This is a genomic window from Proteus cibi, from assembly GCF_003144405.1.
GTDB lineage: Bacteria > Pseudomonadota > Gammaproteobacteria > Enterobacterales > Enterobacteriaceae > Proteus > Proteus cibi.
Genome location: NZ_PENW01000031.1, coordinates 122,580 through 147,902, shown reverse-complemented (window position 1 = coordinate 147,902; position 25,323 = coordinate 122,580). Strand labels below are relative to the sequence as shown.

At 37.3% G+C, this 25,323-nt stretch carries 25 protein-coding genes; 15 read left to right on the top strand and 10 right to left on the bottom strand.

Translation table 11 applies throughout. From position 1 onward, the window contains the following. Nucleotides 1–65: 65 nt before the first annotated feature. Nucleotides 66–1,757, bottom strand: a complete 1,692-nt coding sequence (locus DK865_RS16090; RefSeq protein ID WP_109392350.1) for a hypothetical protein — start codon at nucleotides 1,755–1,757, stop codon at nucleotides 66–68. Between the two features lie 237 nt (nucleotides 1,758–1,994). Between DK865_RS16090 and DK865_RS16085 the strand changes: the two genes are divergently transcribed. The 5 genes from DK865_RS16085 (at nucleotide 1,995) to tssD (DK865_RS19085) (ending at nucleotide 3,764) form a co-directional block, all read left to right on the top strand. Then, nucleotides 1,995–2,243 (top strand): type B 50S ribosomal protein L31, encoded by a 249-nt coding sequence (locus DK865_RS16085; RefSeq protein ID WP_023583603.1) that lies wholly within the window; start codon nucleotides 1,995–1,997, stop codon nucleotides 2,241–2,243. Between the two features lie 10 nt (nucleotides 2,244–2,253). Further along, on the top strand, nucleotides 2,254–2,379 hold the full coding sequence (gene ykgO / locus DK865_RS16080) for a type B 50S ribosomal protein L36 (RefSeq protein WP_006535739.1): 126 nt from the start codon (nucleotides 2,254–2,256) through the stop codon (nucleotides 2,377–2,379). A gap of 4 nt (nucleotides 2,380–2,383) precedes the next feature. Further along, the gene (gene zinT, locus DK865_RS16075; RefSeq protein ID WP_109392349.1) at nucleotides 2,384–3,031 is read left to right on the top strand and encodes a metal-binding protein ZinT; all 648 of its coding nucleotides are present in this window, start codon (nucleotides 2,384–2,386) and stop codon (nucleotides 3,029–3,031) included. Between the two features lie 243 nt (nucleotides 3,032–3,274). Continuing rightward, complete coding sequence (gene tssD / locus DK865_RS19090; RefSeq protein ID WP_231128851.1) at nucleotides 3,275–3,517, top strand: type VI secretion system tube protein TssD; 243 nt, start codon at nucleotides 3,275–3,277, stop codon at nucleotides 3,515–3,517. Further along, nucleotides 3,471–3,764, top strand: coding sequence for a type VI secretion system tube protein TssD (gene tssD, locus DK865_RS19085; RefSeq protein ID WP_407681501.1), 294 nt, complete (start codon nucleotides 3,471–3,473; stop codon nucleotides 3,762–3,764). Before tssD (DK865_RS19090) ends, tssD (DK865_RS19085) begins: the two co-directional genes overlap by 47 nt. Nucleotides 3,765–3,792: 28 nt before the next feature. Here tssD (DK865_RS19085) and DK865_RS16065 read toward each other — a convergent pair whose 3' ends face one another. The 3 genes from DK865_RS16065 to DK865_RS16055 all read right to left on the bottom strand — a co-directional run bounded on the left by DK865_RS16065 (nucleotide 3,793) and on the right by DK865_RS16055 (nucleotide 6,888). After that, the gene (locus DK865_RS16065; protein WP_023583599.1) at nucleotides 3,793–4,086 is read right to left on the bottom strand and encodes a DUF1240 domain-containing protein; all 294 of its coding nucleotides are present in this window, start codon (nucleotides 4,084–4,086) and stop codon (nucleotides 3,793–3,795) included. A gap of 100 nt (nucleotides 4,087–4,186) precedes the next feature. Further along, a complete protein-coding gene (locus tag DK865_RS16060) occupies nucleotides 4,187–5,023 on the bottom strand; it encodes a hypothetical protein (protein WP_109392348.1) in 837 nt (278 codons plus the stop codon). A gap of 416 nt (nucleotides 5,024–5,439) precedes the next feature. Beyond that, nucleotides 5,440–6,888, bottom strand: a complete 1,449-nt coding sequence (locus DK865_RS16055; RefSeq protein ID WP_109392347.1) for an NAD-dependent succinate-semialdehyde dehydrogenase — start codon at nucleotides 6,886–6,888, stop codon at nucleotides 5,440–5,442. A gap of 259 nt (nucleotides 6,889–7,147) precedes the next feature. Here DK865_RS16055 and DK865_RS16050 point away from each other — a divergent pair, with 259 nt between their 5' ends. Both DK865_RS16050 and cysQ read left to right on the top strand, forming a co-directional pair. Further along, nucleotides 7,148–7,768 carry a peptidylprolyl isomerase gene (locus DK865_RS16050; protein ID WP_006535733.1) on the top strand — a complete coding sequence of 207 codons (621 nt, stop codon included), beginning with the start codon at nucleotides 7,148–7,150 and terminating at the stop codon, nucleotides 7,766–7,768. A 142-nt stretch (nucleotides 7,769–7,910) separates the two neighbouring features. After that, nucleotides 7,911–8,651 (top strand): 3'(2'),5'-bisphosphate nucleotidase CysQ, encoded by a 741-nt coding sequence (gene cysQ / locus DK865_RS16045; RefSeq protein ID WP_109392370.1) that lies wholly within the window; start codon nucleotides 7,911–7,913, stop codon nucleotides 8,649–8,651. Between the two features lie 53 nt (nucleotides 8,652–8,704). Here the strand turns inward: cysQ and DK865_RS16040 are convergent, their stop codons facing one another. Continuing rightward, entirely contained in the window at nucleotides 8,705–9,265 is a 561-nt protein-coding gene (locus DK865_RS16040) for a YtfJ family protein (protein WP_036914708.1), read from the bottom strand. 282 nt (nucleotides 9,266–9,547) lie between these two features. Here DK865_RS16040 and DK865_RS16035 point away from each other — a divergent pair, with 282 nt between their 5' ends. Beyond that, complete coding sequence (locus tag DK865_RS16035) at nucleotides 9,548–9,754, top strand: DUF1107 domain-containing protein (RefSeq protein WP_109392346.1); 207 nt, start codon at nucleotides 9,548–9,550, stop codon at nucleotides 9,752–9,754. 79 nt (nucleotides 9,755–9,833) lie between these two features. Here the strand turns inward: DK865_RS16035 and DK865_RS16030 are convergent, their stop codons facing one another. Both DK865_RS16030 and msrA read right to left on the bottom strand, forming a co-directional pair. Then, nucleotides 9,834–11,219, bottom strand: a complete 1,386-nt coding sequence (locus DK865_RS16030; RefSeq protein ID WP_023583595.1) for a hemolysin family protein — start codon at nucleotides 11,217–11,219, stop codon at nucleotides 9,834–9,836. A 150-nt stretch (nucleotides 11,220–11,369) separates the two neighbouring features. Continuing rightward, nucleotides 11,370–11,996 carry a peptide-methionine (S)-S-oxide reductase MsrA gene (gene msrA, locus DK865_RS16025; protein ID WP_228407806.1) on the bottom strand — a complete coding sequence of 209 codons (627 nt, stop codon included), beginning with the start codon at nucleotides 11,994–11,996 and terminating at the stop codon, nucleotides 11,370–11,372. Nucleotides 11,997–12,134: 138 nt separating this feature from the next. Between msrA and tamA the strand changes: the two genes are divergently transcribed. The 6 genes from tamA (at nucleotide 12,135) to DK865_RS15995 (ending at nucleotide 21,161) form a co-directional block, all read left to right on the top strand. Then, on the top strand, nucleotides 12,135–13,877 hold the full coding sequence (gene tamA / locus DK865_RS16020; RefSeq protein WP_109392344.1) for an autotransporter assembly complex protein TamA: 1,743 nt from the start codon (nucleotides 12,135–12,137) through the stop codon (nucleotides 13,875–13,877). After that, on the top strand, nucleotides 13,874–17,701 hold the full coding sequence (gene tamB, locus DK865_RS16015) for an autotransporter assembly complex protein TamB (protein WP_323368384.1): 3,828 nt from the start codon (nucleotides 13,874–13,876) through the stop codon (nucleotides 17,699–17,701). Before tamA ends, tamB begins: the two co-directional genes overlap by 4 nt. Before the next feature lie 5 nt (nucleotides 17,702–17,706). Continuing rightward, nucleotides 17,707–18,054, top strand: coding sequence for a gamma-glutamylcyclotransferase family protein (locus DK865_RS16010; RefSeq protein WP_023583593.1), 348 nt, complete (start codon nucleotides 17,707–17,709; stop codon nucleotides 18,052–18,054). Nucleotides 18,055–18,360: 306 nt separating this feature from the next. Further along, complete coding sequence (locus DK865_RS16005) at nucleotides 18,361–18,630, top strand: XRE family transcriptional regulator (RefSeq protein ID WP_109392343.1); 270 nt, start codon at nucleotides 18,361–18,363, stop codon at nucleotides 18,628–18,630. A gap of 48 nt (nucleotides 18,631–18,678) precedes the next feature. Next, on the top strand, nucleotides 18,679–19,971 hold the full coding sequence (locus tag DK865_RS16000) for a dTDP-4-dehydrorhamnose 3,5-epimerase family protein (RefSeq protein ID WP_109392342.1): 1,293 nt from the start codon (nucleotides 18,679–18,681) through the stop codon (nucleotides 19,969–19,971). 8 nt (nucleotides 19,972–19,979) lie between these two features. Beyond that, nucleotides 19,980–21,161: an MFS transporter gene (locus tag DK865_RS15995; RefSeq protein WP_109392341.1), complete on the top strand. Its 1,182-nt coding sequence runs from the start codon at nucleotides 19,980–19,982 to the stop codon at nucleotides 21,159–21,161. Nucleotides 21,162–21,246: 85 nt separating this feature from the next. On the opposite strand, the gene ppa is transcribed toward DK865_RS15995, so the two are convergent. Next, on the bottom strand, nucleotides 21,247–21,774 hold the full coding sequence (gene ppa, locus DK865_RS15990) for an inorganic diphosphatase (protein ID WP_023583590.1): 528 nt from the start codon (nucleotides 21,772–21,774) through the stop codon (nucleotides 21,247–21,249). A 199-nt stretch (nucleotides 21,775–21,973) separates the two neighbouring features. Next, complete coding sequence (gene fbp / locus DK865_RS15985; RefSeq protein WP_023583589.1) at nucleotides 21,974–22,981, bottom strand: class 1 fructose-bisphosphatase; 1,008 nt, start codon at nucleotides 22,979–22,981, stop codon at nucleotides 21,974–21,976. A gap of 164 nt (nucleotides 22,982–23,145) precedes the next feature. Between fbp and mpl the strand changes: the two genes are divergently transcribed. After that, nucleotides 23,146–24,525, top strand: coding sequence for a UDP-N-acetylmuramate:L-alanyl-gamma-D-glutamyl-meso-diaminopimelate ligase (mpl, locus tag DK865_RS15975; RefSeq protein ID WP_109392340.1), 1,380 nt, complete (start codon nucleotides 23,146–23,148; stop codon nucleotides 24,523–24,525). A 58-nt stretch (nucleotides 24,526–24,583) separates the two neighbouring features. Here the strand turns inward: mpl and argR are convergent, their stop codons facing one another. Next, entirely contained in the window at nucleotides 24,584–25,054 is a 471-nt protein-coding gene (argR, locus tag DK865_RS15970) for a transcriptional regulator ArgR (RefSeq protein ID WP_006535714.1), read from the bottom strand. Between the last annotated feature and the right edge of the window lie 269 nt (nucleotides 25,055–25,323).

The window sequence follows — 25,323 nt, the reverse complement described above, 5'->3', positions numbered from 1 at the left end:
AGCACGAACCATGATCCTAACCTGCTCCCTGAATTCTTTTCAGAATTATCTATTCACTCTAACCGTTAATGTTCTTTATTCCCTTGATGGTTAACTAAAAATAGTTTCATACGTTGATACACATTTTTATCAGTTTCTATGGTTAAAGCCTGTGTTAACTCACCATAAAGATCATGAGGCAATAATGTGTCAGACCATGTTGAAAGTACATTCAGCGCCATATTTCTATCGCGCAAGGTCGGACTGCGTAATTGCCTTTTGATAAGCGACCAACCGATACCAGGAAAACCACCAAGATCTTGCATAATATATTCAACGGCATGATGAGGCAGATATTCAGAGTCGGTAGCTATTAATGGATCATCTGTGCTGTCTAATGCTATTAATTCAATTTGTTGTTCTGCAAGTTTCACTACTCTTTCTATTTTGTGAGAAGCATCCGTTTGCATTAATTGGTGCCACCAATCCGCATTGGGATTCTCTTTTTGTAGTGAAAAGAGTAATTCCCAAATATCAAGGCGAAGAGATTTCGCAACAAGGCTTGCTTGGTAATTTTTTGAACGAGAAGGGTTTTGTAATGCTTCGATAATGAGTGTTGACCATTCTGGTTTTTGGATCGTATTTTGTGACGTTGAGATAATTTGTTGTTGGCAATGATCGTTCCAGCCGAGAGACTCGAGTAATAACCAATCTTCACCACTATTTTGCACAAAGTCGGCGATTTCACAGACGCAATGAAGGTGTTTTAATTCTTTAGGTGGCAAAGTATCGACTTGTGAAATAAAAGTATTACACGCTTGAGCGCCTTCTACATAATCATAGATATCTTTTGCAGGTCCTCCATTAAGCAGTGCGCGTAAAAGATCACTACAACCAAGCAGTAACTCATTATCTAAAGGGTACGTGTTCAACATCTCTAATAATGCCCCTTTTGTGACACAGTCATAGGCCACATATTCTGTCATCACATTATTTTTATACCCTTCAGTCAGTAGCCAATAGCGATTATTAATAGACAGTGTTGAGGGCAGATGTTCGATAAATTGGATACGTCCCCAGCCTTTAGTTCGTTGACCTAGGGAATATAAAAAAGGCTCGAATTCTTCACAAGAGAGGCGCTGTTTTAGCGAACGAATGGCATAAAGTGTAAATTCAGGGTGAAGGGCAAACAATAAAAGTAAACGTTGAGAAGTACTATCGTTAAACGATCCTAATAGCCCTAAGGCAATTTTGATCGGATTCTTATCAGGACTTAACTTTAAGATCCACAAGATGAATTGAAAATAGACCTCATGATTATTCAGTGTTTCATCTTGTTCTATTTTCTCTATCAGACGTGAAAGATAGGTAATAGGTGCGAGTTTATCTTGGCAGGCTATTGAATAAAAAAAATCGACATGCGTTTTATCAGGCAAAAAAATGACATGTTTGATTGCTTGATAGAGTGACAAGGCAAACTCTTCACATGCTTTTTGAGACGGCTGTTGTTCAATCGCTCGACCTATTCGTTGGTGCAAAATAATACCTTCCCGAGCACCGGCTGACCAACTAAAAGGGATTGAATCATCCGATTTTATTTTTAAATGCGCATCTGACAATAGATTTAATTCATCAGGTAAAGGTGTATCACCTATTTCATAAGGTGCTAGTTGTGAAAGAATTGAAGGAATAGAAGAAGGACAAACGTTAGGAAAGTCTATTGTAAGGTCGATAGACAGAGGTGACTTACTGAAAAGCTTATCGCGCCAATTAGTCATAATAAATCCTATTTGTTTTGCCGTCTTTGTATAACTTTAGCGGAAAATAGGAAGGCTGGACAAAAAAAAGCCAGAAAATCCACTTATATCACTTAAAAAAGCCCTCCCCCAAACACCGTTCCTCTTCTTGAGATAGCAAAACAGATCAAAAAAAACTGGTCAATAAAATTAAAAAGCGGTACATTAGCAAAATCCAAATTGTTATATTATAACATTTCAATTGAAGTGAGGTTTATTATGAAATTAGGTATTCATCCTCAATATCGAACAGTGATTTTCCATGACACGAGTGCAGATGCTTATTTTAAAGTGGGTTCAACCATCCAAACAGAAAAAACAATCGAGTATGAAGGGCAAACATACCCTTATGTGACATTAGATGTCTCCTCTCAATCACACCCATTTTATACCGGTAAGCAAAAGACACATTCTCAAGAAGGTAATGTCGCACGCTTTAATAAACGTTTTGGTCAATTTATTAAGTAAGGAGGAAATAATGCAGGTATTAAGCTCATTGAAAAGTGCTAAACAACGCCATCCAGATTGCAAAGTGGTGCGTCGCCGTGGTCGTCTTTATGTGATTTGTAAGTCAAATCCACGTTTTAAAGCGGTTCAGGGGTGAAACTATGCAAAAGCCAGTTTTTTCTTGTGTTTTAATCATGGGGTTATTGGGGAGTGCAATGTCTGTTTTAGCGCATGGTCACCATCATGAAAAAGTACAAACACAAGCACAGCGAGATGCAGCGAATGGGATTTTTGAAGATAAGGATGTTCTTGATCGTCAACTTAGTGATTGGGATGGCGTATGGCAATCTGTAGAGCCTTATCTTCTTAGTGGCGAGTTAGATGAGGTTTTGCAAAAGAAAGCGGAAACGAAAAAAGATAAAACGGTTGAAGAGTACCGAGCCTATTACGCACAAGGCTATAAAACGGATGTGGATATGATTGGTATTGAAAACAATATTATTGAGTTCCATCGTGGCGAGAATGTCGATAGCTGTGAATATCACTATGATGGTTATCGTATTCTGCATTATGAGTCTGGTAAAAAAGGCGTACGTTATCTTTTCCGTTGTGATGATGTCAAAAGCCAAGCACCTAAATTTATTCAATTTAGCGACCATATTATTGCGCCAGAGAAAGCAGGGCACTTCCATTTATATATGGGCAATATATCGCAAGATGAATTACTTAAAGAACTAAGTAACTGGCCAACGTATTACCCTTATTCCATGAAAGCAGATGATATTGTTCATGAAATGCTTTATCACTGATTTAAGTAAAATAAATAGAAAATAAAATAATAAAAATCTTTAGCAAAGGAATGCTAGATTTTTTTAAATTAATTATGTGATATAAAAAGAATAATAAAATAATCCGTAAGGAAGTCATTTAGCGGGTCAGTATACTTATATTTATTTGGTGATAATATAAATGATATAAAGCTAAGCCTCTTTATTTTTATTATTTTATATAGATATAATTAATTGTTTATTAATTTTTTAAAAGGAATTTTTATGGCATATCCTGTTTATTTAACGTTAAAAGGAAAAGTCCAAGGATTAATTTCTGTAGGTTGTTCATCTCTCGATTCGATAGGAAACCGTTATCAACTTAATCATGAGGATGAAATTCAAGTGATTAGTTTAAATAATGGTTCTTTTCGTACACAAAATGCATCTTATCAACCAGTTATATTTACTAAGCCTATAGATAAATCATCACCACTGCTTTCAACAGCTTTCAACAGCTTTAGATAATAACGAAGTCTTAGAAGCAATATTCACTTTTTATAGAACAAGCCAACATGGGCAACTTGAAAAATATTATGAAATGAAATTGACGGAAGTTTCTCTCATTGAAGTTTCTGATATTTTCCCTGATTCAATAAATGATAATGAATCAATGCCATATCAGCGTATTCAAATGAAATATACTTCAATCTCAAGAAATCATTTAGTCGGTAATACCTCTAGTTACAGTATTAATAGTGATATGATTAAGTAGGATTTACAACATAATTAAAAGATATGTGCTATTTACACATATCTTTTGATATAACATATTCGCTTGGTGCAAAGATTGATTGTTTATAGCAAATATAATATCCCTTAGAGACTAAATCATATCTGACATAAAATGAAAAAAAGAAACTAAAAACAATTCCAGCTATTGCAATAATAGCAAGATAACCGGCGATTTTATTATTCATTTTTTTTGTTTTTTTCTTATATGCACAAATGAATATTAAATAAGAAAAATATACTAGTAGCGGGGTCCCAAAAAATAATAATGCTGTCTGAAAAGAGAATAGTATACGTTCTTTCATTGAAAAATATTCAATATAATATGAAATTGAAAAGTAAGAACAAAAAACAGATAATAATAAAATAAATAGAGATATTGAATATAATTTAAATGGGTTTATTTTATCCACGGCTAAGTCTTCCCCATTGTGTAAAAAATTGATCAGGATGATAAGGTGTTTCAGGTTTTTTGTCTCGATAAGATTTTAGATTTTTTATTATGGTTTCACTTATCTTAAATTCATCATCTAACTTGTAGAGAAAATATGAAATTGCAACCCCCAGTAAAAATATTCCTACAGAGACAATAATGACACTTCCTCCAGCAATTATTCCTAATGTTGTTAAAACACCAACTATGGATGCACTTACTTGTGTTGCAATAGCCAATTTTGCCATATCCATCGTTATATTTACGAAAAAATTGGTGAGATCATATTCATCTCTAAATATTAGCTCTACAACTCTATAAGCTGCTGAAAAAACAATTGCAAAACGTACTCCCCCTGTTGAAACTGAATTCATTCCTTGGGTTCCTACCCCCATATATATAATACGAGGATTATTTGCTAAGTATCGAGTTGCATTTAAATAAGTTCTAACGCCCGCATGACCTGAAATTCTTATATAGACATTTCCATTTTTACCTACATATTCAGTCGCTGTGATATTAATATTTCTAAACTCATTAATAATCCTTTCGACTCTATATAATTCATAGATATTTCCAGAATATGATGAAGCAATATCACCAACACTAAATAAAGTGTCTTTCGATGATTTATAAGGTGTTGGGGTTGATAAATTTTTTAGAACATAATCAGCTTCTTCAAGGGTGATAAGTGCTGCAACATTTTCATCATCTTCGGTATCATTAAGGATCCGTTCAATTCTTTTCTTATTGTTGTATTGTTCTTCTCTGTCCCAATCAATAACGGTGGTATCGTATATATAGCCCATATAAAAAATCCTTTTTTATAAATTTGGATTAGATTAATAAAATTTATAGTTTTATGCAATTAAAAATACTCGTTATTAGATTAACTAATTAAAAAGTTAATTTAATAGTACTTGTGTTTTTATTTCTTATTATGTCATATTTTATGATGATTATTTTGATTGTTAGGATATTTGTTTTCTTTGTCTTTTAAATTTTATTTAGAGAAATAATATCCACTTTTATAAAAGAGGTTGTTTTTATTTTTATATTAGTAATAAATAGACTAAGGATATATAAATTCGATTATATATCTTTGTGTTAAATAAAGGATTTTTAACTTTTCTAGATAATAAGAGAAAATAATAAGAAAAAATAGTAAGAAAAAAAGCAGTAGCATCCATGCTGACTTACTTTTATAAGTTGGGTTAACGATTATTTATAATCCCTGGCAGAGATACTTCATCTCCATGTAGTCTTCAATACCATGTTCAGAGCCTTCACGACCTAAACCTGATTGTTTAATACCACCAAATGGCGCAACTTCATTAGAAATTAAACCTGTGTTAATACCCACCATGCCGTATTCTAAATTCTCAGCTACACGCCAAATACGCTGTGGATTTTCACTATAAAAATAAGCCGCTAAACCATAAATCGTGTTATTAGCTAAATGCACCACTTCATCTTCATCCTCAAAGATCACTAAAGGTGCTACAGGGCCAAAGATCTCTTCTTCAAGGATATGGCTATCTGCGGGAACATTTCCCACAACAGTAGGTTGGAAGAAGTTCTCACCCGCTTTATCGCTTTCACCACCACAAAGTAGTGTCGCACCACGTTTTAGCGTGTCAGCCAGTAAAGATTGTGATTTTTCAACTGCCTTGCGATTAATAAGAGGCCCAATAGTGACACCATCTTCAAAACCGTTACCCACTTTGAGTTTTTTAACAGCAGCAACAAAGCGTTCACTAAATTGTTGATAAACATCTTTATGAATATAAAAACGGTTAGCGCAAACACAGGTTTGTCCTGCATTGCGGAATTTAGCGCCCATCGCCCCTTCAACGGCTTTATCAATATCAGCATCGTTAAATACAATAAACGGTGCATTGCCACCTAATTCTAAAGAGACTTTTTTTACGCTATCTGAGCACTGACGCATTAATAAACGTCCTACACCCGTAGAGCCTGTAAAACTTAATTTGCGAACACGGTTATCAGAGGTAAAGACTTCGCCAATTTTAATGGCATCACCAGTCACAATATTAATCACACCCGCGGGAATACCGGCTTGAGCCGCTAATTCCGCTAAAGCTAATGCGGTATAAGGTGTTTCATTGGCAGGTTTAATCACCATCGTACAACCCGCGGCTAATGCCGGAGCGGCTTTGCGGGTGATCATCGCTGCTGGGAAGTTCCAAGGTGTAATCGCCGCACAAACACCGATACCTTGCTTAATTACCATCAAACGTTTGTCAGCAGAAGGTGAGGGAATAATTTCCCCGTTGGTTCTCTTTCCTTGCTCTGCAAACCACTCGATAAAAGAAGCCGCATAAGTAATTTCACCTTCAGCTTCAGCAACAGGTTTACCTTGCTCAAATGTCATTAACTCAGCAAGTTTTCTTTTATTTTCAGTGATTAATCTAAACCAATTTTGCAATAATGCTCCACGCTGATGTGCTGTAAGAGCACGCCATTTTGGTAAGGCTTTTTGTGCAGCATCAACAGCCATTATTGCTTCTTGTGTTGCCATATTGGGTACAGTACCCAGTAAAGCACCCGTGGCAGGATCAATAACATCAACCGTTTCGTTGTTTTTAGCATTACACCAAAGACCATCAATATAGCCTTGTTCGTGGAAATAGGGATTTGTCGTTATCTTCACTTAATACCTCTCTGAACACATTATATATTGATATTTATAAGGCTAGGCAGCGGTGTGCCTGTTTATAATTATATGCCTGTGTTGCGATGTTGTGAAAATAAGTATGACAAATGCCAATAAAAAACATCAAAATACGATGGAACGGGTCAATTGACTACGTTTTTAATGAATAATCCGCATTACTCAAGACTGAAGGTTTACGCTGTACCTTACCACTGTTATTCTTGGATCTAACTTTCATAAAAAACAGGTATTTTTCATGTCAAAACCATCATTTGATTCTATCGAATCACAGGCAAGTTACGGTATTGGTCTGCAAGTCGGTCAACAGCTGACTGAATCAGGTCTTCAAGGATTAGAGCCCGCAGCACTGTTAGCTGGCTTGACCGATGCATTAGAAGGTAATGCCCCTTCTGTACCTGTTGAAACATTACACAATGCTTTACGTACTATGCATGAGCGTGCTGAAGCTGTTCGTCAAGAACGCCAAGCAGAGCTGGCTGATGCTGGTAAAGTTTTCTTAGAAGAAAATGTGAAAAATGAAGGTGTTCAAGTTACAGAATCAGGCTTACAGTACAAAGTACTGACAGCTGGTGAAGGTGCAATTCCTGCGCGTACAGATCATGTTCGTGTTCATTACACAGGTCGTTTAATTGATGGCACTGTGTTTGATAGCTCTGTTCAACGTGGGCAACCAGCTGAATTCCCAGTAAATGGCGTTATCGCAGGCTGGATTGAAGCATTAACATTAATGCCAGTAGGTTCAAAATGGGAATTATATATTCCTTACCAATTAGCTTATGGCGAACGTGGTGCTGGGGCGGCTATTCCTCCATTCGCAACATTAGTATTTGAAGTAGAATTATTAGAAATTTTATAATTTCTTATTCTGCTGTAAATCAGAGTAAAAAATAGCCGGTTTTTGCCGGCTATTTTTGTCTCTGGACTAAAATAAAGAAACAGTAAGATAATTGATTTTTATAAGGGATATTTTTGCTCTTATAAAGATAAGAGAGGTTATGATGTTAGAACAAGTCAGCAAATTAGCCCGCCAAGCAGGTATGGCGATAATGCAAATCTACCAGCAATCAGAGCCTATTCAAGTACAGGAAAAAAGTGATCATTCACCTGTTACAGAGGCTGATTTGGCCGCTCATCAAATTATCAAACAAGGACTTGCTTCTATTGCCCCTGATATACCTCAATTATCTGAAGAAGATCCCCCTGAATGGGAAGTTCGTCGTCATTGGGAGCGCTATTGGTTGATTGATCCTCTAGATGGCACGAAAGAATTTATCAGTAAAAATGGTGAATTTACGGTAAATATTGCCTTAATTGAAAAAGGTGTTCCTGTTTTAGGGGTTGTCTATGCACCAGTTCAAAATGTGTTATATGCCGCGGCAAATCAGCAGGCGTGGAAAGAAGAGTGCGGACAACGATTGCCTATCCACGCACGTCGTGCAGAGCCACCCGTGATCGTGATTAGCCGTTCTCATCAAGATGATGAATTAAAAGAGTATCTTTCACAACTTGGTGCACATCAAACCGTTGCGGTGGGTTCATCTTTGAAGTTTTGTTTAGTTGCTGAAGGTAAAGCACAGCTTTATCCTCGCTTTGGACCTACACATACATGGGATACCGCAGCAGGTCATGCTATTGCGATTGCAGCGGGTGCACATGTTACGGATTGGAAAGGGGTAACGTTAGATTATTCCCCAAAAGAGTCGCTGATAAATCCAGGATTTAGAGTGTCTATCTTTTAGAACCATTTTATAAAATCAGAGCCCTTTGTTTAAAAAGGGCTCTGACACAGAAATTATTCTTTAATTAAGTCGTTGATAAGGTTGATAGCAGCTGTAATTTCTGCACCGCTCAATACACCTTCTTTGATGAAACGGACTTTTCCTTGTTTATCTAAAACAATAATCGCTGAACTCTCTTTTTCTAATCCCCAGCCTTTTAACGCGACGCCATCGGCATCAACAATAAACTGTGACCAAGGAAATTCTTTTTTACTGTCTTCAACGCTACCACGAACAAATGGACCAGTGCCAAATACGGCATCATCAGTATTAATAATCGTTGTCGTTTGATAACTGTCATGTGGGAATTTAGCCAATTTTACGGCTTCAATAAACGGCGCATTCATCTCCTTAGCCTTGCTACGTCCTGCTATATGCTGAACAGTTCGTACTTTTCCACTGAGCAGACCACTATTCCAATTTTGGTAGCTAAACTTATCTTTGGTCGTGTCATAAAGTAGCTCACCTTTGTCATTGATTGTGACGGCGGGAAGGACTGTATTTTCAGTGATGTTATGTGCGAATGCCCATGTGGATGCGCTAAGTAAAAGAGCAGCTAAGGTTATTTTGTGCATAGCCATTGTCCTATTATTGAAATCGACGTTAGATTCTATCTAAGCATAGAAGCTAGTGAAGAATAATACCTCATCACTGATACATTTATTTAACATTGAGTGGGTAAAATAACGCATACACTATCTTTATTTATATTCTTTACTGTCAATAAATGTAAAAACAGATAAGAAAATCAAATAAGTTGAACCTAGTACTTATAATTAGGTCTTTAAATTTGATATATAAAGATAAGTCTTTATGACTTATTAAACTCAACAACGAGCATGGGAGACAACTGAAAGATGAAAATCTTCAATCGCTATAACCCTGAAAAAATTGCTCTCTACGTTAAGACGTTATTTCGTGGACGGTTTTATATCAAAGAAATGGGTGCATTTGAATTCGATTACGGTAAAATTTTATTACCCAAAATAAGAGATAAGCTACATTTTAATGTTATGAGTGAAGTGAACCAACAGGTTGTTTTACTGAAAGCAGAAATGGGCTAACTTTTATCTGATAGATAACTGAGTCTTTTCCTCTGGCGAGTTAGATAAGACTCAGTTATTAATTACCAATCGTTACTAATTAATCAGCTACTTTATTATTCTCATTCTTCTGAGTTTCTACTTCTGTTGTGGTCGTCTGTGTAACAGGAACATGTTCTTGTAAAACAGGTTTAACAGGAGGGATATCATCAATTTTTGTCACAAGTAGTTGATCTATTTTGTAATTATCAATATCGACAACTTCAAATTTGTATCCTGAAAACTTCACATAATCAGTGCGTTTAGGTATTTTACGTAAACGATACATCATAAAACCTGCAATGGTTTCGTAGTTACTTGAATCAGGGAAATCGTCGATATCAAGCACACGCATTACATCATCAATTGGCGTACCGCCTTCAACTAACCATGAATGCTCATCACGGCTCACAATTTGCTCTTCTTGCCCCGGTCCAATTAAATCACCCATTAAGGTTGTCATCACGTCATTTAGTGTAATAACACCCATCACCATGGCGTATTCATTAAGGATAATGGCAAAGTCTTCACCGGATGTTTTAAAGCTTTCCAACATATCTGAAAGCGTTAATGTATCAGGAATAATCAGCGCCTTACGAATATGAACACCTTCATTGAGATTTAGGCTTTGTCCGTTAATAACGCGATTAAGAAGCTCTTTAGAATCTACATAACCAATAATATGGTCAATATCACCTTCACAAACTAAAAATTTAGAGTGAGGCTGGGTAGCAATTTTTTCTTTGATATCGCTTTCAGTTTCTTCACGATCAAAATAGACCACATCTTCTCGTGGTGTCATTGCGGAGGGGACAGTACGAGATTCTAATTCAAAGACATTTTCAATTAACTCATGTTCTTGTTTACGTAAAACCCCAGCAACAGCACCGGCTTCGACAATGGCAAAAATATCATCAGAAGTAATATCTTCATTTCTGACCATTGGGATTTTAAATAATTTGAAAATAAGATCTGCCATACCGTTAAATAACCACACCAGAGGGCGAAAGAAGGCAAGGCAGAAACGCATCGGATTCACAATTCTTAATGCGATTGCTTCTGGTTTTATCATACCAATGCGTTTTGGTGTTAAGTCAGCCAATAAAATAAACATCGAGGTAACGATAATGAAAGAGCAAATCGACCCTAGTTGTTGAGAAAGTGCCTCATCAAAAAATTGGAGGTAAAAGTTTTTCAACGAAGGCGAGAATGCTGATTCCCCAACAATACCCGCTAAGATAGCGACGGCATTTAATCCAATTTGCACCACGGTAAAAAACATGCCCGGCATTTCTTGCATTTTTAATACACGTGCAGCGTTAATATTGCCCTCATCAACCAGTTGTTTGAGCTTAATTCGACGAGAAGCGGCAAGAGAGATTTCAGACAGCGAAAAAAAGGCGCTAATGGCACAAAGCAAAAGCACAATGAGTAAACTATTAAGCATATAAGGCTCACATCACCCCAAGTATTTAATCCAAAGGGTAATACTAGAGTGTTAAAAATAGAAGATAAATCAATATATTGTGATGAAATTATTCACAAAGATAGATAAGAGGGCGCAATTATATCATCGCCCTGCTATTTTCTGCTAGTTTTACTTTTCGGTAGGATAGCAAATACCTATTCCACCTAATCCACAATAACCTTGTGGATTTTTGTGTAAATATTGCTGGTGGTCATCTTCAGCAAAATAAAAAGGACCCATTGGCTGAATTTCTGTGGTGATTTCTTCAGTCGCACCTTGAGTATTCATCGCTTGTTGGTAACGTTTTTTAGACTCAATAGCTTGCGCATATTGCTCTGGGTTAACGGTGTAAATTGCCGAGCGATATTGGCTACCAATATCGTTACCTTGACGCATGCCTTGTGATGGATTGTGGTTTTCCCAAAAAAGCGCCAAAAGTTGTGAATAACTGATCACCGAGGGATCAAAAACAATTCTCACCACTTCACTATGACCGGTTAGACCTTGGCAAACTTGTTGGTAGGTTGGATTCTCTGTTACACCACCGCTATAACCTGCACTTGTTGAGTAAACGCCCTGTTGTTGCCAAAACAGACGTTCAACTCCCCAAAAACAACCCATCGCAAAATAAGCGATATGCATCTTTTCAGGAATATCATTAATGGAATGCCCATTTACAGCATGATTAGCAGATATTTCTAATGGTATCGAGGTACCCCTTAAGGCATTCTCTGGTTGGTAAGCTTTATGTTGCAAGGTAGACTCCAATTTTTATATTTGTAAACGCTTTACTATGGTAAAGGCTTAATATTGTTATAAACTAAATCTACAATAAAGCTTAAAATAGTTTGTCGTCAATTCATCACATGGATTAAATCATATTGAGGAGAAAACGTGCCAAGATACTCCGTTATCTACGTTCTCTGTCTGTCTTTTATTGCACCTGTTGCCTATGGGGCAAATTTGCGTTTAAAAGTAGAAGGTTTAGAAGGGCAGCTCGAAAAAAATGCGCGAGTCCAGCTATCAAACATAACAACAGAAGAAGTTGCACCTGACGGGCGTTTTCGTGCGCGTGTTGAAAAGGCAATTCAAGAAGGACTTCGCCCTTTAGGTTATTATCAACCTAAAGTGACATTTTCTTATGAAGAAAATACACCGCCGGCACGATCTGTATTAACCGCTAAAGTTGAACCGGGTATTCCTATTTTACTGAAAGGCGTCGATATTGTTCTCGAAGGTGGCGCTAAAACAGATAGCCAATATGCGAAAGTCATTAAAGAAAATACGCCTCCTCTTGATAGCGTTTTAAACCATGCAGACTATGAGAAACTCAAAGGCTCATTAACAGGACTTGCAATCCGTCGTGGCTATTTTGATGCGGAAATGCAAAAAAGCCAGTTGGGCGTTTCTTTAGATAATCATGCCTCATATTGGGATTTTGTTTTTGATAGTGGAGAACGCTATCGTTTTGGAAAAGTGGATTATACAGGCTCCCAAATCCGTGAAGACTACCTACAAAATATCGTTCCTTTTAAAGAGGGGCAATATTATGCCTCAGAAGATCTGGCTGAATTTAATCGCCGTTTAGCTGCAACAGGGTGGTTTAACTCTGCGGTCGTGACGCCCGATATTGCTAAAGCGCGCGCTGAAGGCTCTTACCTATTACCCATGAATGCCGTTGTAACACCTCGCTCTCGTAACTATGTGGAGCTTGGTGGTGGTTATGCTACTGATGTTGGTCCTCGCCTTAATATGCAGTGGGATAAGCCTTGGATGAATTCACGAGGCCATAGCTTAACCTCTAATATCAGTGTTTCTCAGCCTGAACAATCTATTGGTGCTAATTATAAAATTCCACTAAAAGTCAATCCATTAGAACAGTACTATGGTGTTCAAGGTGGTTTTAAACGTACCGATTTAAATGATACCCGTTCTGATACTACAACACTAAATGTGTCTCGTAACTGGGATATGTCGACAGGCTGGCAATACAGTGTGAATACACGTTGGAGTCTCAGCCACTTTACCCAAGGTGAAGTCACTAATACAACCATGTTGCTTTATCCAGGGGTAACAGCCAGTCGTGTACGCCAACGGGGCGGTATGATGCCGACTTGGGGGGATAGTCAACGTTATACATTAGATTACTCCAATAAAATATGGGGCTCTGATGTTGAGTTTGCAGCATTCCAAGCACAGCATGTTTGGATACGTACCCCATGGGATGGACATCGCTTTGTGGTAAGAGGCAACTTTGGTTGGATTGAAACCAATGCGTTTGAGCAAGTACCGCCTGAATTACGTTTCTTTGCTGGTGGTGATAGAAGTGTTCGTGGTTTTAAATACCAAAGCATTTCTCCAGAAGATAGCAAAGGAAATTTAACGGGGGCATCAAGGATGCTAGTAGGATCGTTAGAATATCAATATAACGTTACGGGTAATTGGTGGGGAGCTGTTTTTATTGATAGTGGTGAAGCTGTTAACGACTTTACTCGTAGTGATTTTAAAACAGGTGCGGGTGCAGGTGTTCGTTGGGCATCCCCTGTGGGGCCAATTAAATTTGATTTAGCATTACCTGTGAGCGACGTTGATAAACGTAGACTTCAGTTTTATATCGGGTTAGGAGCAGAGTTATGATAAAAAAGTGGTTGAAATGGATCGCACTAACACTCCTTATCATTATTTTGCTTACATTCGGTGCTGTTGCTTGGATTTTGGGAACACAATCAGGTTTGCATTTTGCTATTAATAGCGCAGCCCGCTGGGTTCCTGGTTTAGTTATCAACGATGTTAATGGTGGCTGGCAAGATCTGCGTTTAACGGGTGTTGAATATCAAATGCCCGGTGTTGATGTGAACGTGGGTGAATTATCATTAGGATTACGTTTATCGTGCCTGACTGATAAACAAGTTTGTGTCGATACATTAGGCACACGAGATGTTGTTGTTAATGTTGATACTAGTGCTTTTCCCCCTTCTGAAGAAACCCCTCCATCAGCGCCTTTAACCGAGCTTAATGCCCCATTACCTATCTATTTAAATTCACTTTCATTAGAAAATACGTATGTGAAGATTGATGATATGGCAATCTCGCTCGGTGAATTTAAAACAGGTGCACAGTGGGAAGGTCGTCAAGTTACATTAAATCCAACATTTATTAATGATTTGCTGGTGGCATTACCAAAAACACCAGAAGAAGGAAATGTTGAAGCAACGGCTCAAGAGGTAAAAGAAGCCGTAAGTGCAAACTCTCAAACAAAGCCGACAACACAAGAAGAAAAAGAACAAGCTTTAGCTGAGACAATTAAAGCGATTTTCGCTAAACCATTATTAGCCGAATTACCTGAAATTATTATTCCTGTTGATATCAATATTGAAGGAATTGAAGGTAAGCAATTACAGATGAGTGGTGATGCACCCATTACGATTAACCAATTATCGTTCGAGGCAAAGACTCAAGGTAAGCAGGTTAATCTCACTAAATTAAATGTCGATGCACAAGAAGGTGAAGTGAGTTTAAATGGGGAAATTACCCTAGATAAACAGTGGCCTGTTAATTTAAATGTGAATGCGACTATTCGTGATGTGGCAGGGCTTGAAGATTTTAAAGATCAAAAAGCGACGCTTTCTTTACAAGGCGCATTACTCGAAGAGCTTAAATTAGCACTCTCTTTAACAGGAACGGTTACCGCAACTTTAGATGCTCAAGCGGAACTCGCAAAACCACATCTTCCATTAAAATTGACACTTGAAAGTCAGAAAGTTCGTTGGCCATTAACGGGTGATGTACAGTATCAACTTAGCGATACTCGACTACGCTTGAATGGTCAGACAGACGACTATGCTCTTTCATTGCGCTCTAATATTGAAGGTCAGGAGATCCCGCCTGCAAAATTAATGCTGGATGCGAAAGGGAATGAAGAAAAAATAGAGCTGACGCGTTTACGTTTAGCCGCTTTGCAAGGTCATGCTGATATTACGGGTGTTGCTGATTGGAGTAAGGCAATTAGCTGGAATGCATTACTCACTATTTCGGGAATTAATACGGCAAAACAGTACCCTGATATGCCGGCAAAATTGGATGGACGTATTGCAACAACAGGGAGTCTATATGGCGGAAGTTGGCAATTACGTATTCCTGAAATTACCTTAGATGGCAATTTCAAAAATAATCTTATCAAAGCGAGAGGCAATGCTTACGGTAATGATTCTGGTCAATGGAATATCCCTCAGTTAAAACTTATTCTTGGTAAGAATAACCTCGATATTGAAGGGCATTTAGGTGATAAATGGGCATTAGATGCCAATATTAATGCACCGGGATTAAATGGTTTAGTGCCTGGATTGGCAGGAGTCATTAAAGGTAAGGTTAATATCCGTGGTGATATTAATACACCTAAAATTATTGCTGATATCAATGCACAGGGTATTAAATGGCAAGATCAAGTCAGCGTTGAATCCATCTCTATCAAAGGTGATGTTCAATCGGACAAAGAAATTGGTGGCAAGTTAGCGATTACTGCTCGTCAGCTAAAACAAGCCGATTTAGTTATTCGCAATTTAACGCTGGATGCTGCAGGCACAGAAAAACAGCATAAACTAACGTTAAAAATGGAAGGTGAGCCTGTTTCTGGTGGACTGACATTAGCGGGTTCATTTGATAAAGAAAAACAGCAATGGAAAGGAACGCTAAATAATACGGCATTTGACACTCCTGTGGGTGAGTGGCGTTTAAATAAAGCCATGGCGTTAAATTTGCTGGCAGAAAAGCAAGAAGTCACCATTGGTTCTCATTGCTGGGTAAATCCCAATGCACAAGTTTGTGTGCCTAAAGCGATAACAGTGGGTGAAAACGGATCGGCGGCAATAACATTGACGCGTTTTGATCTTGCTATGATCAAACCTTTCTTACCGCCAGAGACGTCTGTTCAAGGTGTATTTACTGGTGATGCGACAGCAACGTGGTACTCAAAAGGAGGTTTACCGAAAGCATCAGTAAACCTGAAAGGGCAAGGTGTTGCAGTAAAACAGAATATTGAAGGCACTATTTTACCAATTGATTTTGATGCTATTACCTTAAATGCCGGCGTTAACAATGGTAAAGCGACATTACAATGGCTGATTAGTATTGCGGGCAATGGTGATATTAAAGGTAATGTGCATGTTGCAGATCTTGAGAAAAAACGCCAGCTATCAGGTACGGTGGATATTGATAATCTGACATTAGATTTAATCAAACCGTTCTTAGGCAAAGGTGAAATTGCTCAAGGTCGTGTTGGTGCACAACTGCGTTTAGGCGGAAATGCTCAATCTCCACTGTTATTTGGTCAATTTGGTATTAATCAATTAAAAGTGGTTGGTCATTGGATCCCGTTTGATATTACGAAAGGGAATGTTGATGTTCAATTCAATGGTGCGACATCTGATTTAAGCGGTAGGATCGAAACCCCAGAAGGTTATTTAAATCTTACTGGTAACGCCGATTGGCGTAAGTTAGATGCATGGCACGCAGTCATAGCCGCAAATGGTAACAAATTACGTGTTGCATTACCTCCGATGGTTCGTATTGATGTTAATCCTGATTTAGTGTTTGAGGCTCGACCAAATTTACTGAAACTCGATGGACGCATTGATATTCCTTGGGCACGTATTGTTGTTCAAGATTTACCAGAGTCTGCGGTATCCGCTTCTTCTGATGAGGTGATGCTGGATAAAAACTTACAGCCAATTGCGCCAAAAGAGACATCGATTCCCATTCAAAGTGATTTAGCGATTAATATTGGCGATGATGTGACACTGGACGCATTTGGGCTTAAAGCGAGATTGACGGGAGCACTCAAAGTCAATCAGAATAAACAAGGACTCGGTTTAAATGGCCAAATTGATATTCCAAAAGGTCAATTCAAAGCTTATGGGCAAGATCTACAAGTCCGTAAGGGACAAATCTTGTTCTCAGGGCCTGTGGATCAACCTTACTTAAATATTGAAGCGATACGTAATCCTGAAAATACGGCAAATAATGTGATTGCGGGTGTCAGGGTGACAGGGCTAGCAGATAAACCTAAAGTTGAAATTTTCTCTGAACCTGCGTTTACACAGCAAGAAGCGTTATCCTACTTGCTAAGAGGTGAAGGGTTAGATAAAAGTGGTGATGCGGATTCATCACAAATGACAGCAATGCTGATAGGATTAGGTGTTGGTCAAAGTGGTCAACTTGTAGGACGTATTGGTGAAACCTTTGGTGTTTCGGATTTAGCGCTTGATACACAAGGTGTGGGGGATAACTCACAAGTTGTGGTTAGCGGTAAGATCACCAACGATCTACAAGTGAAGTATGGAGTGGGTATATTTGATTCGCTAGCGACGTTAACTTTACGTTATCGCTTGATGCCCAGGTTGTATTTACAAGCAGTGTCTGGTATGAATCAGGCAATAGATCTGCTTTATCAATTTGAGTTTTAAATTATATGCGAATTATTGTTTATGGTAGTTTACGGCAAAACCAAGGTAACCATCACTGGATGACCTATGCACAGCTTTTAGGTGAGCATAAATTAGTGGGATATAAACTCTATGATTTAGGGTTTTATCCGGCGGTTATTGAGGGTGAGGGTGAAATAGAGTGCGAAGTCTATCGGATAACGCCTTCTATCTTGACAGAGCTTGATGAGTTGAAAAAGAACGATCAAGATTACAAGCGTCAACTGATTTCAACACCTTATGGTAGTGCTTGGATCTATCTTTATCAAAAGCCTGTTGATGGTTTACGTGAGATAAAATGTGGTGACTGGCTAAAACGTCACGAAGAAGAGTAATCAGTAATCTTCCGTTTTTACTTAAAGTTAAAGAAAAATGGCTCGATAGAAATATCGAGCCATTTTTATTAATGGAATAGGCAGTATTTTTTAATTAAATAATATTTCAATTATAATAATTTCAAAAATTGAAATTAAAATAAATACTTTGTTTTTTATCTATATAGATATGAATTTTATTAATGGTGTGGCTAATTGACAATGAAATAAATTTAATGTTAAAACGACAGTTGAGTTTTTTGTGAAAGCATGAAGAATATTCCTATGATATACGAATAATTAATCAAATTTTAATAAGGTAATTTTATGGATGAATTAAATGAGATTTCTCGCCTTTATAAAATCCCTCCCAAAGAAGTAAAGCAAAATCAAAATATAGTAAACAATCATTTTACTGATATGATTTTAAAAACAAAAGTAACTGCAAAAGACGCCTTTGATAAATTGGCTTATCTTGCTGGCATTAAAAATGCACCCGCTGATGATAAATATTTAAAATTGAATACATCTAACCTAGATTCGCTTATAGAAAGTGCACATTCATTAGGTTATGACATTGAAATAGTCAGTATTTAATTAAAATAAAGCAGCCTTTGGGCTGCTTTATTCACTCAGGAGAAAATAATGAATAAGGATATTATTGAGTTAAATAAAAATATTAATATTGTAGGATTACATTGGGTTTCTCGGTGGCGAGTGAATAATGGAAAAAAGGATTCTTATGTTATTCCTTTTGCGACAACCTATCCGATTAATATTATTTATCATGGTGAAAGTGAATTTAAATATGGACAATACGGTATTCATCTAGGACAGCAAGATACATTAACCTTCTTAGGTGATAAAAATAAAAAAATACTCGCTAAGTTTATCGATTGTCGTAAAAATTCACCGACGTTTAAATCAGAATTAAGTTTTTATATTACGCCTTCATCGGCAAGAACGTTAATTATTCCTCCAGGTGTTGCTCATACTTTTCATCACTTAGAAAATATATTCACTTTAAATAGTTACACTTTATTTTTACCTACGATAGATCAATTAGCCAGTAAAGCACTGATGTGGTCACCGAATAATGACGTTATTAATCTTCCTGAAGATATTGAAATTAACGATATTGATGGTTATGAGCCTATGACAGAGGAAGCCTCTGATCTGGTCTACCATCGAATAGCAGATATACAACATGAGATCTTAAGCCAACATGCTTTTTTGCATTCAGAAACACGAAAAATTCGTTTAGATGATGGTGATGAAGTTAATTTAAGATTCAGAGAAAAAATAACAGAAAATCAGAAAGGGCAATTACCGACATCAACAATTTTAGGTGTCGTGTTTCGAGCCATACCTACCATGCAAACAGGTAAAGAGAGTGGCATCGTGCCGTTAACACGAAAATCACCTATGTATCTTGTTGAACATGGTAATGAAGATTACAACTTTGACTCTTATGGCTTACATCTAGGGCAAGAAGATCATTTAACTTTTTTAGGAAAGGCTTCTAGTGAGATAACATTAAAACTTGTCGATATGCGAGCAGGCTCAGCCACTCTATTTTGTGAAGATGAAATAACGTTCAAGCCTTTACCTAATATGGAATTAGTGATCCCCTGTGGGGTAGCTCATGCACTGTTTAATATGGCTAATATCATTACAGTTAATCGGCCTGTTATCTATTTAGATGAAGAAAAAGAGTATATTCCGGGACATGATGTTATCGACTGGGAGATCGCTAATAAAAATTATCAAGCCTATTGCACTAATAAAATAGAGGCTGATTTAGATTATTATCAATTTATTGTTTCTAAACAAAAAGAGATAATTAAGCAGAAACCGACTCATCATACACCAAAGTCAATTATTATATATGATAAGAATAATAAACCGATTAAAGTCTTAATTAAAGAAAAGGTTTAGTTATTATTATGCGTATTATCTTTTTTTATATGCTTTTTTTTGTTTTAACGGCTGATGGATTAATGGTATTTCTTACACCCGTTATTGTTTATCAGTTAACAACAAGTATTGAATATTCAGGATTAACATACGCATTATGGTGGTTACCTCGACTTTTTTTAATACCACTGATTGGTAAATATATTGATACTCTAGGTATTCGACCTATCGCTGTTATTTCTGATGGTTGTAAAATAGTAGGGTGTTTATTTTTATTACTTACTCATTTTACATCTGATTTAATGATAGCGATAAGTTTTGGTTTGATTGGCAGTTTAATTTCTATTGGAAATTCACAAACATTAATTTCTTATGAAAAAATTATCGCATTGATAAGTCATCATAAAGAGCATCATATTAATTTAATGTCTAGAATGGATTTTTTAGGTATGATAATTGGACCATTCATTGGGATTGTTTTTATTGATTTGGGTTACAAGTATTTACTTGTTATACCGTGTCTATTCTATTTTATTAATGCTATTTTCTTTTTATTCTTTTATACAAGAATAAAGGTTAACACCGAAAATATAACTAATTCGGAAGAGCACGTTTTTTTCACTAAAAAAATTATTTATATTTTTTCTTCACCCATACTGCTATTTTCTGTTTTTATTGCTATTGGTAATAATATGTTCGATGGTTTAATTGAATCCAGTGGAACGGCGTTAATTGATCAGGTTATGAATTTACCAATTAAATACTACGGTTTTATTGATATTGTTGCAGGTATCTTCGGTGTATTAGGAACATATTTATACAGCTATTTAAATCAGTACATAAGTAGAGTGTGGTTAACTATTATTTCAATTTCTATTATCACTATAAGTTCCTCTTTACTGGTTTTTTTTCAAAGCTCAATAATGATTTTTATTATTTGCTACGCGGTTTCAATTATTGGAAAAGTCTTTTCAGGTAACGTGTTGAGAATCTTAAGAATAGAAATTATCCCCATAAATCAGCTCGCTAGCGTTTCATCACTGATAATTTTATTAAATCAGATGATATTACCCATTGTTGGTGGGCTTTTGTTTTTCTCTACGGGTGAGGTCACCGCTATTTATATACTGATGGTTATTGCTATAGGAATCACTTTTATCAGTGGCATCTTGCTTATCATGAGTTTGAAAAGAAAGGGAACACCCTCATAAAAAAAGCCCTTCAATAAAATGAAGAGCTTATTTATCAGCAAATTATTAAGTCATAACTCACCGGGTTATTCTGAGTGGGTCAGAATTATTTTTTAGCACGCTCGAAAGAAGAAATAATTTCAGCTTTAGCGGCTTCTACGCCTTCCCAACCGTCAACTTTAACCCATTTGCCCGCTTCTAAATCTTTATAGTGTTCAAAGAAATGTTTGATCTGTGCTTTTAACAGCTCAGGCAGATCGTTCACATCTTTAATGTGATCGTATTCTTTGCTCAGTTTAGTGTGTGGAACTGCAACCAGTTTCGCATCTTCACCTGATTCGTCAGTCATTTTCAGTACGCCAACAGGACGGCAACGAATAACTGAACCTGGTTGTAATGGATATGGAGTTGGAACCAGAACGTCTACTGGGTCACCATCTAAAGATAACGTGTTATTGATGTAACCGTAGTTGCATGGGTAGAACATTGCGGTTGACATAAAACGGTCAACGAACAGTGCACCACTTTCTTTATCAACTTCGTATTTGATAGGATCAGCGTTTGCTGGGATTTCAATAACAACATAGATATCTTCTGGTAGTTCTTTACCAGCAGGAACATGATTCAGGCTCATAAAAAATTTCCTATAAAAAAATTAATTTTACGTGGTCTTTAGTATAGCGAAAAGTTTTTAACAATACCCGTTTTTTGCCGAACATGTTGTGTTCTGGCGTAAAAATAAGCAGTAAATAAAAGGATGTGCTATTTTTTAAGATGAAAAAACCGGACGAATAAGCAGCCCGGTTTATCTATATTAGTGCGAGACCAATAGATTATTCTTCGTCTGGATATTGCGCCATAAAGCTTTCAGCTTGTTCAACCATCGATTTAGTCCCTACAAAGAAAGGCATACGTTGGTGAAGTTCTTTTGGTTCGATATCAAGAATACGTTCTTTACCGTTACTTGCTTTACCGCCAGCTTGTTCGGCTAAGAACGCCATTGGATTGCATTCATAGAGTAAACGTAATTTACCAGTAGGGTGGCTTGCAGTACTTGGGTAAATATAAATGCCCCCCTTCAGTAAGTTGCGGTGAAAATCAGCAACTAAAGAACCAATATAACGTGTGGTATAAGGGCGATTTGTTGCTGCGTCTTGTTCTTGGCAATACTTAATGTATTTTTTTACCCCTAATGGGAATTTGATGTAGTTACCTTCGTTGATTGAGTACATATTTCCTGTTGGTGGGAAATGTACACTTTCATGAGATAAACAGAATACACCTAAAGAAGGATCATAAGTAAAGGCATGAACACCACAACCAGTTGTATAAACTAACATGGTTGATGAGCCATAAACGACATAGCCAGCTGCGACTTGACGATGACCTGGTTGTAAGAAGTCGTCTAAGGTTACTGATTGTCCAATAGGTGTAATACGGTGGTAAATAGAGAAAATAGTACCGACGGAAACGTTTACATCAATATTCGAAGAACCATCTAATGGGTCCATTAACACGACGTACTTAGCATTTTCAGCACGATCACCTTCAAAGATAACAATATCATCTTCTTCTTCTGATCCGATACCCGCAACTTCACCACGTGCTTTTAATGCCGCTTTCAGTTTCTCATTCGCGTAAAGATCCAGTTTCATCTGGGCTTCACCTTGAACATTAGAAACACCGTTAGTACCAAGAATATCGACTAACCCTGCTTTATTGATATCACGGTGGATAATTTTAGCCCCAAGCTTAATCGCTGAAAGTAATGCAGTAAGTTCACCAGTAGCATGGGGAAAATCTTGTTGTTTCTCGACGATAAATTCGCCTAATGTTTTCATGACGCAGGTCCTGAATGTGAGTGGGTAAAGTAAAAAAGGAGGAAAAACTCCTTGGTGGTGGCAAGTTTAGCCAAAGAATCGGATGATTCAAAGGTTAATCCGTTTCTTATCTGCTTTTTGATCGTTAGAATAGTGACCAACTTCATGCTATTGGACAGAAATTCATGCACATTCATATTCTTGGTATTTGTGGCACCTTTATGGGAAGTCTTGCCATTCTCGCTAGAGCGAAGGGACATAAAGTCACAGGCTCAGACGCTAATGTCTATCCACCCATGAGTACTTTATTAGAAAATCAGGGAATCGAACTGATTGAGGGATATGACCCAAAACAATTAGAACCTGCCCCTGACATGGTGATTATTGGCAATGCGATGACACGAGGAAATCCTTGTGTTGAAGCTGTACTTGAAAAAGGTTTGCCTTATACCTCTGGCCCTCAGTGGCTACATGATTATATTTTACCTGAACGTTGGGTGTTAGCCGTTGCAGGAACTCATGGTAAAACCACCACAGCAGGTATGTTGGCTTGGGTTTTAGAAGACTGTGGTTATAAACCCGGTTTTTTAATTGGCGGTGTACCGGGTAATTTCCAAGTATCTGCACAGTTAGGCGAAAGCCCTTTCTTTGTGATTGAAGCTGATGAATATGACAGTGCTTTTTTTGATAAGCGTTCTAAATTTGTTCATTATTCTCCACGCACACTGATTTTAAATAACCTTGAGTTCGATCACGCCGATATTTTTGATGATTTAGCGGCAATTCAAAAACAATTCCATCATTTAGTTCGTATCGTCCCAGGGACAGGAAAAATCATCATGCCTGATAGCGATATGAATTTAAAACAGACCATAGGAATGGGATGTTGGAGTGAACAAGAATTCACGGGAGAAACTGGAGACTGGCAAGCCAAAAAACTCAGTAATGACAGTAGTCATTTTGAGGTATTCCACAAAGGTGAGCGCGTCGGAGAGGTGTGTTGGGGACTTTCTGGTGAACACAACATGCAAAATGGCTTAATGGCGATTGTTGCAGCGCATCACGTTGGCGTTTTACCTGCTGATGCTTGTGAGGCATTGGATAAGTTTATCAATGCGCGTCGTCGCTTAGAGCTACGTGGCGAGGTTAACCAAGTCAGTGTTTATGATGACTTTGCTCATCATCCCACTGCAATTTTGGCAACGCTTGAAGCGTTACGCAGTAAAGTGGGTGGAACGGCTCGTATTATTGCGGTGCTAGAGCCACGTTCAAATACCATGAAAATGGGAATTAGCAAGGATGATATCGCACCGGCATTAGGTCGTGCTGATGAAGTCTTTTTATTCCAGCCACCTAATATTCAATGGTTAGTGAGTGATATTGCAGAGCATTGTGTACAACCGGCTCGCTGGAGTACAGATCTGGATACACTCGTTGATATGATTGCGAAAGAAGCTCAAGCAGGTGATCATATTTTGATTATGAGTAATGGTGGTTTTGGTGGTATTCACGAAAAACTGCTTGCGAAATTAGCACAGCCTAAAGTGCCTGATAGCCAGTATTAAAAATAAGTAAGCCACTGAATATTCAGTGGCTTACTTTTTGAAGCGGTAGAAAGGCTAATTATAATTCTTGATCAAAAAGATTTAGAATAGCGTCTCGTAATTCTTCTGTAGAAAATCCTGGTGCCGGTGTTGAAAAAATAGTGTCATCACCCGCAATACTACCAAGGATACCTTCTGCTTTGCCTAATGAATCTAATAAACGTGCAATAAGTTGTGCTGCACCTGGGCTCGTTCTTATTACCACAACAGAATGGTTATGATCGATATCGAGTACCAGATTTTTTAATGGGCTGCTTGCTGTTGGTACGCCAAGCTCAGTAGGAAGGCAATACACCATTTCCATTTTGGCGTTACGGGTTCTTACTGCACCAAATTTTGTTAGCATACGAGAGATTTTGGACTGATTAATGTTATCAAATCCAGCCTCTTGTAATGCAGTCACAATCTCGCCTTGTGAACTGAATTTTTCTTCTTTCAGCAGGGCTTTAAACGCTTTAACCAAGTCTTCTTGCTTAGAAGGAACGCGCATAGTTCACCTTTAGTGAGTTATCAATAACCTGTGTATTATGCAGAGAAGTGAATTTTTATGCAACATAAGACGAAGAAAGACGAGTGATAGCCTCCTCAAAATTGTAAAGCAGAATGTACTGCAAAAATATTTTATTTACGGCGTGTGAATGTGATAACTTAAGGAAAGTAAAATATTTGTTAAATAAATGATAAGCTTAAAGGATTATCATAAGGATAATGGTGTACTTAACACTTTGCCATATTTATTGAAATTATTTATCAAAAGAG